This is a genomic window from Kitasatospora sp. NPDC002543 (assembly GCF_053594915.1).
In genome coordinates, this window is sequence record NZ_JBSFWR010000077.1 from 1 (window position 1) to 12,028 (window position 12,028).

At 73.8% G+C, this 12,028-nt stretch carries 14 protein-coding genes; 11 read left to right on the plus strand and 3 right to left on the minus strand.

All coding sequences use genetic code 11. The features are described from left to right. The 5 genes from ACWD4P_RS27205 to ACWD4P_RS27225 form a co-directional block, all read left to right on the plus strand. The coding region (locus ACWD4P_RS27205; protein ID WP_449781399.1) for a sigma-70 family RNA polymerase sigma factor at positions 1-569 on the plus strand (569 nt) is incomplete at its 5' end. 202 nt (positions 570-771) lie between these two features. Beyond that, entirely contained in the window at positions 772-1,080 is a 309-nt protein-coding gene (locus ACWD4P_RS27210) for an STAS domain-containing protein (RefSeq protein ID WP_449781400.1), read from the plus strand. 25 nt (positions 1,081-1,105) lie between these two features. Further along, positions 1,106-1,228 (plus strand): hypothetical protein, encoded by a 123-nt coding sequence (locus ACWD4P_RS27215; RefSeq protein WP_449781401.1) that lies wholly within the window; start codon positions 1,106-1,108, stop codon positions 1,226-1,228. A gap of 3 nt (positions 1,229-1,231) precedes the next feature. Beyond that, a complete protein-coding gene (locus ACWD4P_RS27220) occupies positions 1,232-3,550 on the plus strand; it encodes a SpoIIE family protein phosphatase (protein WP_449781429.1) in 2,319 nt (772 codons plus the stop codon). A gap of 148 nt (positions 3,551-3,698) precedes the next feature. Beyond that, on the plus strand, positions 3,699-4,061 hold the full coding sequence (locus ACWD4P_RS27225; protein WP_449781402.1) for a hypothetical protein: 363 nt from the start codon (positions 3,699-3,701) through the stop codon (positions 4,059-4,061). Between the two features lie 172 nt (positions 4,062-4,233). Here the strand turns inward: ACWD4P_RS27225 and ACWD4P_RS27230 are convergent, their stop codons facing one another. Next, entirely contained in the window at positions 4,234-4,809 is a 576-nt protein-coding gene (locus ACWD4P_RS27230; protein ID WP_449781403.1) for a hypothetical protein, read from the minus strand. A 355-nt stretch (positions 4,810-5,164) separates the two neighbouring features. Here ACWD4P_RS27230 and ACWD4P_RS27235 point away from each other — a divergent pair, with 355 nt between their 5' ends. From ACWD4P_RS27235 to ACWD4P_RS27245, 3 genes are all read left to right on the plus strand, one after another. After that, entirely contained in the window at positions 5,165-6,118 is a 954-nt protein-coding gene (locus tag ACWD4P_RS27235) for a DUF5133 domain-containing protein (RefSeq protein ID WP_449781404.1), read from the plus strand. A gap of 128 nt (positions 6,119-6,246) precedes the next feature. Further along, positions 6,247-6,696, plus strand: coding sequence for an SRPBCC family protein (locus ACWD4P_RS27240; RefSeq protein WP_449781405.1), 450 nt, complete (start codon positions 6,247-6,249; stop codon positions 6,694-6,696). A gap of 194 nt (positions 6,697-6,890) precedes the next feature. Continuing rightward, positions 6,891-7,556, plus strand: a complete 666-nt coding sequence (locus ACWD4P_RS27245) for a restriction endonuclease (protein WP_449781406.1) — start codon at positions 6,891-6,893, stop codon at positions 7,554-7,556. On the opposite strand, the gene ACWD4P_RS27250 is transcribed toward ACWD4P_RS27245, so the two are convergent. Together ACWD4P_RS27250 and ACWD4P_RS27255 are read right to left on the minus strand one after the other, a co-directional pair. Further along, entirely contained in the window at positions 7,476-8,135 is a 660-nt protein-coding gene (locus tag ACWD4P_RS27250) for a S1 RNA-binding domain-containing protein (protein ID WP_449781407.1), read from the minus strand. The two genes, ACWD4P_RS27245 and ACWD4P_RS27250, sit on opposite strands and share 81 nt — an antisense overlap. A 114-nt stretch (positions 8,136-8,249) precedes the next feature. Next, positions 8,250-9,176, minus strand: a complete 927-nt coding sequence (locus ACWD4P_RS27255; RefSeq protein WP_449781408.1) for an SMP-30/gluconolactonase/LRE family protein — start codon at positions 9,174-9,176, stop codon at positions 8,250-8,252. 91 nt (positions 9,177-9,267) lie between these two features. On the opposite strand from ACWD4P_RS27255, the gene ACWD4P_RS27260 reads away from it, so the two are divergent. The 3 genes from ACWD4P_RS27260 (at position 9,268) to ACWD4P_RS27270 (ending at position 12,028) form a co-directional block, all read left to right on the plus strand. Continuing rightward, entirely contained in the window at positions 9,268-9,708 is a 441-nt protein-coding gene (locus tag ACWD4P_RS27260) for an Lrp/AsnC family transcriptional regulator (protein ID WP_449781430.1), read from the plus strand. 170 nt (positions 9,709-9,878) lie between these two features. Beyond that, entirely contained in the window at positions 9,879-10,556 is a 678-nt protein-coding gene (locus ACWD4P_RS27265) for a hypothetical protein (protein WP_449781409.1), read from the plus strand. 752 nt (positions 10,557-11,308) lie between these two features. Next, the gene (locus tag ACWD4P_RS27270; protein ID WP_449781431.1) at positions 11,309-12,028 is read left to right on the plus strand and encodes an ABC transporter ATP-binding protein; all 720 of its coding nucleotides are present in this window, start codon (positions 11,309-11,311) and stop codon (positions 12,026-12,028) included.

Genomic DNA, 12,028 nt, shown 5'->3' on the forward strand with positions numbered 1-12,028 from the left:
TCGTCACCTACGCCATCCCCACCATCACCGGCGAGATCAAACGGTTCTTCCGCGACACCTCCTGGCCGGTGCGGGTCCCGCGCAGCATGCAGGAGCTCTACCTCTGCGTCGCCCGCGGCTCCGACCGCCTGGAACAGGAACTCGGCCGCCTCCCGCAACCCGAGGAGATCGCCGAGGACCTCCACCTCACCGTCGAACAGGCCACCAAGGGCCTGATGGCGGGCCGGGTCTACCGCCCCAACTCCCTGGACGCCCTGCGCGACCAGGACACCGACGAGAGCGGCAGCGCCCTGTTCGACCGGCTCGGCGGCTGCGACCCCGGCATCGAACTCGCCGACTTCCGGATCGCCGTGCGCCCGCTGCTGGCCCGGCTGCCCGAACGCGAACAGACCGTCCTCAAGATGCGGTTCTGGGACGGGTGCACCCAGTCCCGGATCGCTGAGCGGATCGGCGTCTCCCAGATGCACGTCTCCCGGCTGCTCGGCGCCACCCTGGCCTGGCTGCGGGAGGAACTGGAGGACCGCGACGCCCCCGGCTGGGCCGGCGACGGGCCGGAAGCCCGCGGCTGAGACGGCCGGGCGGCCGGGCAGGCAGGCGGGCAGGCGGCCGGGCGGGCGGCCGGGCAGGCAGGCAGGCGGGCAGGCGGGCAGGCGGGCGGGCAGACGGGGGCGGAAGCCGCAGGAGCGGGACGGCTCTAGCCTGGAAGGGAGCCCGGGCGGGGGCGGTGACCGGGCCCAGGCATCGAGGGCGGTCCGGATGAAGGACTTTCTGGTGACCAACGGGTGGACGGTCGTCCCGCTCCACGGGGACCTCGACGACTTCTCGTCCCGCGACGTACGACGCCTGTTCGACGCGCTCACGGACGAGGGCACCACCCGGGTGGTCGTGGACCTCACGGCGGTGGGCTTCCTGGACTCCACCGGCCTCAACGTGCTGCTCGGCGCCGCCCGGCGGGCACGCCTCGAACGGGGCGCGCTGCGGCTGGCCGGGGCCGTCCCCAGGGTGCGGGACCTGGTGGAGCTGAGCGGCGTCGCCACGGTGCTGCCGCTCTACCCGGACGTGGCGGCGGCCTGTGTCTGACGACCGGGCCCCCGGGGAGCCCGCCGTGCGCGACGACACGGCGGTGCTGCGCGAAGCCGTCGACCGGCTGCGGGCCGAGGCCGAGGGCCTGCGGCGGGCGATGCGCACCAGGGGCGTCATCGAGCAGGCCAAGGGCATGCTCGCCTAGCGGCTGGACTGCACGCCGGAGGAGGCCTTCGAGCACCTCGTCCGGCTCTCGCAGGACACCAACCGCCGGCTCGTGGACCTCGCCGCGGGCCTGGTCGGGATCGCCGCCCCGCTGACGGACCCGGAGGAGCGGACCGGCCCCGCGCCGCCGGCCGCCGCGTTGCAGGTCTCCGCGCCGCCGCCCCCGCCGCTCTTCGAGCCCCCGCCCCCGTTCCCCGTGCCTCCGCCGGGCACCGTGCCTCCGCCGTTCCCCACGCCTCCGCCGGGCACCGCGGCCCCGGCCGCCGCGGTGCCCGGCCTGGCCGCGCGCTACCACCTGGCCGCCTCGGCCCTGGCCGGCGCGGAGGCGCCCGACGAACTGGCCCGGCTGCTGCACGAGGCGGCCCTCGCCCCGCTCGGTGTCGTCGCCGTGGTGCTGGGCCGGCTGGAGCCGGACGGCGCGCTGATCCTCGTCGCCAGCCACGGTGTGGAGCCCCGCCGGGTCAGCCAGTGGCAGCGCATCCCGCCGGAGACCGGGGTGCCCCTGGCGGCCGCCGCCCACGGCGGCGGCCTGGTCTGGGAGTCCGGACGCGGTCGGCGCGGCGGGCGCTCGCCGGGCAACGGACGGATCGTCCCCGGCCGCAGCGCGTGCGCCGTACCGCTCCGCAGCGGCGAGCGGATCGTCGGGGCGATGAGCCTCGGCTGGGACGTACCCGCCGTCCGGGCCCGTGCGGCGACCCGGTACGTCGACGCGCTGTCCGGGCTCGTCTCCGGGCACCTGCTGCGGTTCGACGCCCCGGGCGAGGGCGGGCCGGTGACGGCGGTGCCCGGCGGCGAGCACTGGTTCCGTGTCGTGCTGGACACCGTGTTCGACCCCGTCCTGGTGCTCTCGGCCATGCGCGGGACCGCCCCCGGCGCTGCGATCAGCGACCTGCGGGTCCGGTACGCCAACACCGCGGCCGGCCTCGGCGCGGCGGCCGGCCGGCGCCTGAGCGAACTCCACCCCGGACTGGTGGCGAGCGGCGACTTCGGCCGGATCCTGGCGGCCGCCACGAGCGGCACCCGGTACGAGGGGCGCACGGAGGACTTCACCGGCGCCGGGCCGGACCGCACGCTCGTCCTGCGGGCGGAGCCGTTCCTGGACGGCATGCTGCTCACCTGGCGCCCCGGCGACGGAGCCGAGCGCGCGGCCCGGCTCCACCGGGCGCAGCGGCTGGCCGGACTGGGCAGCTTCGCCTGGGCCCCCGGATCGCCGCCCGAGCTGTCCGGGGAGGCACTGCGGCTGCTCGGCCTCGACCCCGACCGCACCCGACCGGTCACGCCCACCGAACTGGTGGCCCGGGTGCACCCCGCCGACCGCCCGGCGGCCCGGCTGTTCCTGCGCCGCCTGCTGGCCGGGCGCCGGACGGCGGCCCTGGAGTTCGACGTCGGGCGACCCGGCGAGGCTCCTCGCACCGTGCGGGTCACGGCGGAGGCCTCCGGAGACCGGGAGACCGGCCGCCCACCGGTCATCCGGGGGGTCCTGCAGGACGTCAGCCGGTGGCACCGCACCGAACAGGCCCTCGTCGGCGCCCGGGCCCGGCTCGCCGAGCAACGCCGTCGGGCCGGAGCCGAGCACCGCACCGTACGGGCCCTGCAGAACGCGCTGATGTCCGGGCCCACCGAGCCCGAGCCCGACCCCGCCGTCCTCGACCACGCCGCCCGCTACCTGCCCGCCGGAGACCGCCCCAGGGTCGGCGGGGACTGGTACGACCTGGCCTCCCTCGCCGACGGCCGGATCCTGCTCGCCGTCGGCGACGTCAGCGGCCACGGCCTCACCGCCGCCGTCGGCATGGCGGAGCTCCGGCACGCGCTGCACGGCCTCTGCTACACCGGCCAGGGGCCGGGGGAGATGCTCGGACGGCTCAACACGATGCTCTGCCACCAGGGCGGCAGCCGGATCGCCAGCGTGCTGTGCGGACTGCTCGACCCGCGGGCGCGGACGCTCACCTGGAGCGCGGCCGGGCACTCGCCTCCCGCCGTGCTGCGGGGCGCCACCGCCGTCCTCGCCCAAGGCCCCACCGGGACCGTCCTCGGGGCGCTGCCGGAGACCCGCTGCCGCGAGGCCGTACTGCCGCTGCGGCCGGTCGAGGACACCGTGCTGTTCTGGACCGACGGCCTGCTGAACCGCCGGGACGACGGCACCGTCCGCCCGGACCGGCTGCTGCGGGCGGCCGAGGAGTGCGGCGCGGGCGGGCTCGCGGACTGCCTCGACCACATCGCCGCCCGGCTCGGCGGACCGAACCCGGACGACGACAGCTGTCTGCTGGCCGTGCGGCTGGGGGCGGGGGCCGGGCGGGAGTGAGCGCGGGGGCGGGGCCGGGGGTTGGGTCGGGGACTGGTGCTGGGGTTGGGTCGGGGGTTGGGGCTGGGGCTGGGCGTTAGCGATCGCGGATTCGGGGTACTCGCAGCGGGCGGACCACGGGGGACGACACTGCGAGGAGGCGGACGGCATGACCGGCACGGACGGGCGCGAGCGGACGGAGCCAGGCGGAACCGGTCGGCGGACGCGCCGCGACCGCGACAGCGACCGCGACGGCGTCCGGCTTCCCGCCCCGGAGCCGCGGCTGCACAGGGTCCTGCTCGGCCTGCGCGGCCGGGCCTGGGACATGGTGCGCGGTGTGCGGCCGCGGACCGTCCTCGGGCTCGCCCTGCTGTCGCTGGTGCTGCTGTCGCTGGCCCTGCTGGCCGCCGGTCTGGGGGCGTCGGCGGCCCCGTCCCGGTGGGTCCTCGCGGGAGGCTGGGCCCTGGCGCTGGCCGCTGCCCTCGCGGTGCTCCGCGCCTGCGCCGACGGGCGGCGCGGGGAGGAGCGGTGAGGAGAGCGGTGAGGATCCGACGCCCCTTCGGGGACGTCGAGGAAGCGGGACTCCCCGCTCTCGTCTGCGATGAACACATCGACCGACATGCTCATGTGCGAAGCGGACCATGTCTTCGCGCCAGGTGGTCCACGTGTTTCGCGTCGGCCACTCGAGACCGGCGCAGGCATGGTCACGGGCGAACGGCGCGGACGTGATCGGGTGAAAGGTGGAGTTCGTACGGCAGACAGCAGTCGGAGCAGAGGGTCGCGACGAGGGTTCCGCAAGCGCACAGCTGGTTCATGCCGCCGTCCGGGGTCGCTCCGCAGCAGGCAGCGGACGCGTGCTGCAGTTCCAGACCGCGAGCGTCATCCGGGTTGATGACGATGTTTCCCCTCGGCCCCTGCGACACCACCGGCTTGCCATCCGCGTCGTAGCGGAGCCCATGGCGTGGCATCACCGGCCCCGGCACCTCGGTGACGACCAGGGGTGCGCCGTACGGCTCCGTCTCGATCGCACAGCGGCCTGAGGGCACGGTCGCCGGCGACGGACCGGGTTCGTCAGCTTCCCACCATGCGTAGGACGGCGCCTCGGGAACCGCAGGCAACCACGTGAGCGGCCCTGTCAGCGGGACGCCACACGTGACGCAGACGAACACCACCGCTTCACCTCCGGCGCCCGTGTCGGCGACATCGCCAGGCAGGGCGGCCTGCCCGCGCTCCGGGCTGTCATCGCCCTGACCCCGTACCTGCTCTCGCCGTTCGCGCATGTGCTGACCGTACGCGGCACGCGGCCAGGCACGGCACCCGACCCGGCGCGAGGACGACCCGGCGACGCGCGAGGCGACTCCCGACCTCCCCGAGCAGGCCGCGTTCACCGTCCGGCGCAGGCGGTCCTCGTGGGCCCGTGGTGAGCAGTGGCAGAGAGCGGACACCTGAGTCCGGGCCAGGGGGCCGGCAGCAGCACAGTGCTGTCGGGATTCCCAACGGGTCGGGTCGGGGCAGGCCGGGTCGGGTCGTTGGGCGGACCGGTGGGCGGACCGGTGGGCGGACCGGTGGGCGGACCGGTGGCGTGGTTTCGCTGCGTGATCGGCGCATACTTTCCGTAAACACACGGAGGTGCTCATGCCCATGGTGGATGTCGCTGCTCTCGGCCGACTGGTCGCCGAGTACGAGGCCCTGTCCCCGTCCAGCTCGCCGGAAGCCGGGCGGCGGCTGCGCGACGTCTGCTACACGATCGGCATCTACACCGGCGAGGCCGACGCGGCCCGCGCCGTCGCCCGGGCCCGCCTGCTGCTGGACCGGCAAAGCCCTGCCGAAGGCGGCGCGGCGGCTCCCGGAACCCCGGCGAGCGACCGGGCCCGCGCGGCACTGCTGGCCGAACTCGGCGACCTCGCGGCCCGTGAGCGGACGCGGTCCACCCCCTTCCCGGGCCTGCACGAGGTGGTGCAACAGACCCGCGTCACCGTCCCGCACTGCGTCGGTGCCGCCGTCAGCACCTGGCACGACGACGGCTCGGTCGAGACCTTCGCGGCGACCCCGTCGTACCTGCTGGCCCTCGAACGCGCGCAGGGCGGAGCCGGGGAGGCGGGACCGCTTCCCCGGCTCCGCCGCCAGGGCGAGGGGCAGGTCGTCGTCCGGCTCGACCCGGGCCGCCCGGACCGGTTCGGCGACCGCGCCCGGCGCTGCGGCGTACGCGCCGTCGCCGGCGCCCACCTGCGCACCCACCCGCACGGCTGCACCGTGTTCAGCGCCTACCTGCGCACACCGGTCGAACCCGGCACACCCGCCCTCGGGCTGATCGAGGTGCTCGCCCTCCAAGCCTCGGCCGCCCTCGACCGTTTCGCCCTGTCCAGGGCGGTCGCCGACCTGCTGGACCGCCGGCACGCCACCGGCCTGGCCATCGGCATCACCGCCGAGCGGTTCGACGTGACCCCGCACACCGCACTGAGCCTGCTGGTCGGAGCCGCCCAACGACTGGGCACGGACCTCGACACCGTGGCCCGGCACCTGGCGGACGGCGACCGGCCGCCGTCGGGGCGGACCGGTACGCGGCCGGGGCCGCAGCCGGGGCCGTGACCGGCTTCGCGGCCGGTTGCGCGGCCGGTTGCGCGGCCGGTTGCTTGGCCGACTGCGCAGCCGGTTTCGCACCCGGTCCGTGGCCCCGCCGCCGAGCGGCTCCGATCACACCGAACGAGGAGGACCTGATGAGCATCGTGAAGGAGTCCGTGGACGTGGCCGTGCCCCTGCACGCCGCCTACCACGAATGGACGCTCTTCGAGGAGTTCCCCCGTTTCATGGAGGGCGTCGACTCGGTGACCCGGCTGGACGCGCGCCACACCCACTGGCGCACCACCATCGACGGGGTCACCCGCGAGTTCGACGCCGAGGTCGTCGACCAGGAACCGGAAGAACTGATCGCCTGGCAGACGGCGGACGGCGGGATCTACCGGAAGAGCACCGTGACCTTCCGCCGGCTCGACGCGGGCCACACCCGGGTCTCCCTGGCCGTCGACCTCCGCCCCGGCGGCGGCGGAGGCGCGGCGAAGCCGACGGCGGAAGCCCGGCGCGCGCTCGACCACCGGGTGAAGGGGGACCTGCGGCGATTCAAGGAGTACGCCGAGGACCGCGCCCGGGGCCGGATCGATCCGGTCTGAGGCCCGTACGACGGGCGTACCCCTCGACGCCCCCCGAGCCGCGGCTCCTCCCCGCACACGCCGGGGTTCGGCCGCCGGTCGCCGGGATCCGGTCAACTGGGCTTCCCGGCCGGTGGAGTTCGCCGGGATCGCCCGCGCCTCGTGACCGCGCACTCCTACGCTCGTGCGCACACATCGGCGTGAGGGGGAGTGCCGTGGCTCGCAGGTCTGTCCGGCGGCGCAGGTCGACCGCCGTCCGCCTGGTCAGGCTGATCCGGCGGGCACGGCGGAACGCGCCGCTGGCGGGCGCGGCAGCGCTTGTCGTGCTCGTCGTGGCCCTGCTGGTGGTGCAGTGGATGGCCCGGCACCTCCTCCTGGTCGCCGCGCTGCTGGTCGTTGCCGCCGTCGTGGGCGCGGCCGTGGGGGCCGCCGTGCTACGGTCGCGAAGGCGGGCCGACCGGCGGGAGCTGTACGCGCGGACCGCCCAACTGCGGCACATCGGGCCGTTCCTGGCGATGACCCCGAAGGCCTTCGAGCACGCGCTGGCGGACCTGTGCCGCCGGGACGGCTGTACGAAGGTGAAGGTGGTCGGCGGGGCCGGCGACCTCGCGGCGGACGTCCTCGCCGTCACCCCAACCGGGCAGCGCATCCTCATCCAGGCCAAGCGGTACGGGCCGCGGACCTTCGTCGGCTCCGACGACGTCCAGAAGGTCAACGGCACCTACCGCGACGTACACCGCTGCGACCTGGCCGCCGTGGTGACGACCAGTTCCTTCACCAAGCCCGCCGCCGCGTTCTGTTCACAGGTCGGCATCCGCGCCGTCGACCAGCGGGCCCTCGCCCTGTGGGCGGACGGGCGAGGCCGACCGCCCTGGGCCTGAACCACGGCTCCCGATCTCCAACTCCGTTAGGGAGAGCAGGAGCCGGCGCCGCTCCCGGTCGATGTCCGCGACGAGGACGGCGAGTTCCTCGCCGACCCGGAACGCCGCCCCCGGCGGACCGTCGTCGCCGCCGCGCGACGACGCGAGGTCCCGGACGGGCACCAGTCCCTCGATGCCGTCGGCGACCTCGACGAACACGCCGAAGGGCACCGGCTTGCGGACCCGTCCCCGCAGTCGACGGCCCACCGGGGTGCGGTCGGCGAACTCCCGGAACGGGTCCGGCTGCAGGGCCCGCAAGGAGAGCCTGGCCTCCATGTTCCAGCTGTCGAACTGGAGGAACTCGCACGAGACGCGCTGACCCACGCGCACGACGTCGGTGGCGGACTCGAAGCGCCGCCAGGACAGTTCGGGGATCGTGATGAACCCCACCCCGGGGAAGACGGGATGGCCGGGCCCGTCGTCCAGCGCCACGAACACCCCGAACCGTTCGATCGCGGCGACCGTGCCGGACAGGATCTCGCCCCGGCGCAGCGCGGCCAGGAACGCGCGCAGTTCAGGGCTCCCGGGCAGTCCGTCCATGCCGCCCAGCTTCCCACAGCGGGCCGTGCCTGCGGCGTGGAGCCCGGCCCGGGACGGCCCGGGACGGCCCGGGACGCGCGCGTCGGTGGGCCGGCGCGGGCAACGGCTCTGCGGCTAGCGGTGGTTACGTACCCGAGGGGTTCCGGTCACGGCCATCACCAGGGAGTACACGGAGGTCGTCGCGGTGATGAAGAGCCGGTTGTTCTTCGCCCCGCCGAAAGTGAGGTTGGAGACGTCCTCGGGCACGAGGAGGCGGCCGATGAGGGTGCCGTCCGGGTCGTAGCAGTGGACGCCGTCGCCGAAGGCCGCCGCCCACAGGCGCCCGCCGTCGTCGAAGCGGATGTTGTCGAAGCCGCTGTCCGGCGCCTGCGCGAAGACCTTGCCCTCGTCGAGGGTGCCGTCGTCCCGGACGTCGAAGACCCGGATGTGCCGGGCGCGGCTGTCCGAGACGTACAACCGCCGTTCGTCCGAGGAGAAGACCAGCCCGTTGGGGCCGGCGAAGCCGTCCGCCACAACGCGCACGCCGCCGTCGACCGGGTCGATCCGGTAGACGTCGCAGGAGCCGATCTCGGGCTCGGCCCGGTGGCCCTCGTAGTCGCTGGTGATGCCGAAGTCCGGGTCGGAGAACCAGATCGACCCGTCGGAGTGCACCACCGCGTCGTTGGGGGAGTTCAGTCGCTTGCCCCGGTACCGGTCGGCGAGGACGGTGAGCGACCCGTCGTGCTCGGTACGGGTGACCCGGCGGTTGCCCTGCTCGCAGCTGACCAGACGGCCCGAACCGTCCAGCGTGTTGCCGTTGCTGTGGCCGGCGGGAGAGCGGAAGACACCGACGGTGCCGGTGACTTCGTCCCAGCGCAGCATCCGGTCGTTGGGGATGTCGCTCCAGATCAACTGGCGCCAGGCGGGCAGGTAGACCGGCCCCTCGGCCCAGCGGCAGTCCCCGTACAGCCGCTCCAGCCGGTAGTCGCCGCCGGCGCACTTTCCGGTACGGAAGCGCTCATCCAGAATCTCGTACAGCCCATGCCTGACTTCACCGGACACCGTCAACTCCCGATCGCCATATGCCGAACCATATTCGGAGCTGTTCGAGTATGGCAGAACCGAATATGGTGGCGCCATGGCATCGGAGAACCTGGACGACATAGACCGTCAGCTGGTGGCCCTGCTCCAGCAGGACGCGGGACAGGCCTACGCCGCACTCGGCAGGACGGTCGGACTCTCGGCGGGCGCGACCCACGAACGGGTCCGCAAACTGCGGGAACGCGGGGTGGTGCGCCGCACGACCGTCGAGGTCGACCCCAAGGCGCTCGGGCTCCAGGTGCTGTCCTTCGTGATGGTCGACTCGTCGGCGTGGATGGGCGAGTCGGCCGAGGCCTTCGCCGCGATCCCCGAGATCGAGGAGGCCCACGTCATCGCGGGCAGCGCCTCCGTCCTGGTGAAGGTGCGCACGGCGACCACCGAGCAACTGCAGGACGTCCTGCAGCGGCTCTACGCGATCGACGGGGTGAGCGGCACCCAGGCGACGGTCGCCCTGGAGACCTTCTTCGAACGCCCGCCCTCAGCCACGGGCTGACCGGCGGCGAGCCGGACAGCGGAACGGGGCGGACGACGTCGTCGCCCACGGGCCTGCGGGCGACGAGGCGGCCGGGCCTGGCTCGGACTGGTCCGGGCTGGTCCGGGCGGCGGACTGGGGGAGGCGGCTGACCAGGCGGAATGTCAGAGGTGTGCTGTTGACTGTGCGCCATGTCCGTTCACGACCTCATAGCCGTCCTGCCCGAACCCCGCGAGCTACGGGCGCGCTGCCGTGCGGTGGCGCTGCTCGACACCATCGCCTCCGTGCCCTACGACCCCAGCCTCGCGTTCGTCGCCGACTGGCGTCCGGGCGTGGATCTCGCGGGCATGGACAACGGCTCCGGGGACCAATACCACATCGTCTTCGACCCGGCCGGCGTGTTCCTCTACGGCTTCGACCACGAAAGCGACGCCACCCCGTGGCGCGAGAACGACCGCGCACACTGGCCCGGCCTGCTCGACGGGCTGCCGACCCCGCTCGCCCACTACGCCCAGGCGCCCGAGTTCCAGTTCGACGGGTTCTTCGACGCGACCGTGTGCGCCTGGTACGAGACCGGTGCCGGTGCCGGTGGTGGTGGCTGGCAATGCGGCCCGGTCGAGTTCACCGACGGGGACACGGACGGCGCCGACTGGATGTTCGACGTCCTCACTGGTGCCGACTCGACCCAGGCATTCCTCGAGTACGCGGAGGACTACTACGAGCGGACATTCGACAGGGAGGTCGTGAGTGCCGTCCTGAAGGGCGCCCCACTCGACCGCCGCATGGTTGCCGCACTGTCCGCCACCGCGAACTTCGACGCCATCGCGACGCAGGCACGGGCGCTGGGCTGGACGGTACTGGACAGCTGACCCTGTCGGGGCCTACGTCGGCGGAGCCGGGTCGGCGGACGGATCCCGCCGGAGTGCCAGGTGCTCCGTGGGATCCTCAACTGCCACGATGTCGTCCGGCACCGACATCCGAGGGTGCGCCGGCAGCCTGGTGGGTCCACGGGACCCGAAGCCCCGCGCACTGCGCCACCGGCCCTGCCGGTCGCGCGGGATCCTGTCGCTCACGTACTTCTCCTCGTGGTGTCGGGGACCCGTATTGAACCGCATCGCCCCGGCGGCGCGCTGGGCGCCGAGCGGCCAGCCCCGCAGGTGCGGGGAGGGCCAGATCAGTTCGACTGCTACGAGGTAGTTGGACGGCTGACCCTCGCGGGTGCGGGGAGGACGCCACCCCGAAGACGGACTTGCCGTTGATCAGCGGCTGACCCCCGCGGGTGCGGGGAGGACTTGAGCGGCTTGTCCTTGCCCTCTTCGGTGGCCGGCTGACCCCCGCGGGTGCGGGGAGGACCCTTTGCGACCTGGGGTGATTTGGCGGCTTTGCTCTTTCTTTGCCTTGGCGTGCTGTCGTACTGACCCGGCTGCGATGCCGAGGTGTTGAGGTGTCAAAGAGCGTGTTTATCATCCCACGCGCCAGCGCAACGCAACTCGCGGCGGGTTTGCGGCCCGAGCGGCCCCGGGGGTGGGTCCAGCCCCACCCTCGGTGGAGGCGCAGGTGGATTCTGCCGCCGCCTCGCCGTCCCTAGCGTGATCATGTGCCGATCGGCCCCGATCGGCACATGATCACCACCAGGAGGTCGAGGTGCTGCGTGGACCTGGTCGTCCCGCGCGGGTCGTTCTACGGGCTGGTCGGGCCGAACGGGGCCGGCAAGACCACAGCGCTGTCGATGGCCGTCGGGTTGTTGCGTCCGGATGCCGGGGGTTCGGCGATCCTTGGCGTGGACGTGTGGAGCGATCCGGTGCGGGCGAAGGCGCTGGTCGGGGTGTTGCCTGACGGGATGATGCTGCCGGAGCGGCTGACGGGGCGCGAACTGCTGTACTACCTAGGCAGGTTGCGCGGTCTTCCGGCTGCCACCGTGGATGCCCGGGCCGGTGAGCTGCTGGCTGTTCTGGAGCTCGACGGCGCCGAGCGCACTCCCGTCATCGACTACTCCACGGGGATGCGCAAGAAGATCGGTCTGGCCACCGCTCTGCTGCACGCGCCTCGGTTGCTGGTGTTGGACGAGCCTTTCGAGGCGGTCGACCCGGTGTCGGCCGCGACGATCCGGGTCATTCTGCGGCGCTTCGTCGAGTCCGGCGGCTCGGTGGTCCTGTCGAGTCACGTGATGGCGCTGGTCGAGCAACTCTGTGACCACGTGGGCGTGATGGCCGGGGGCCGGGTGCTGGCGGCGGGCACGGTGGCGGAGGTGCGGGGCGGGCGGGGCCTGGAGGAGGTCTTCGTGGAGCTGGTCGGGGCCCGGGCCGGGGGAGTGGGGGGCTTGTCGTGGTTGGCCTCCTGA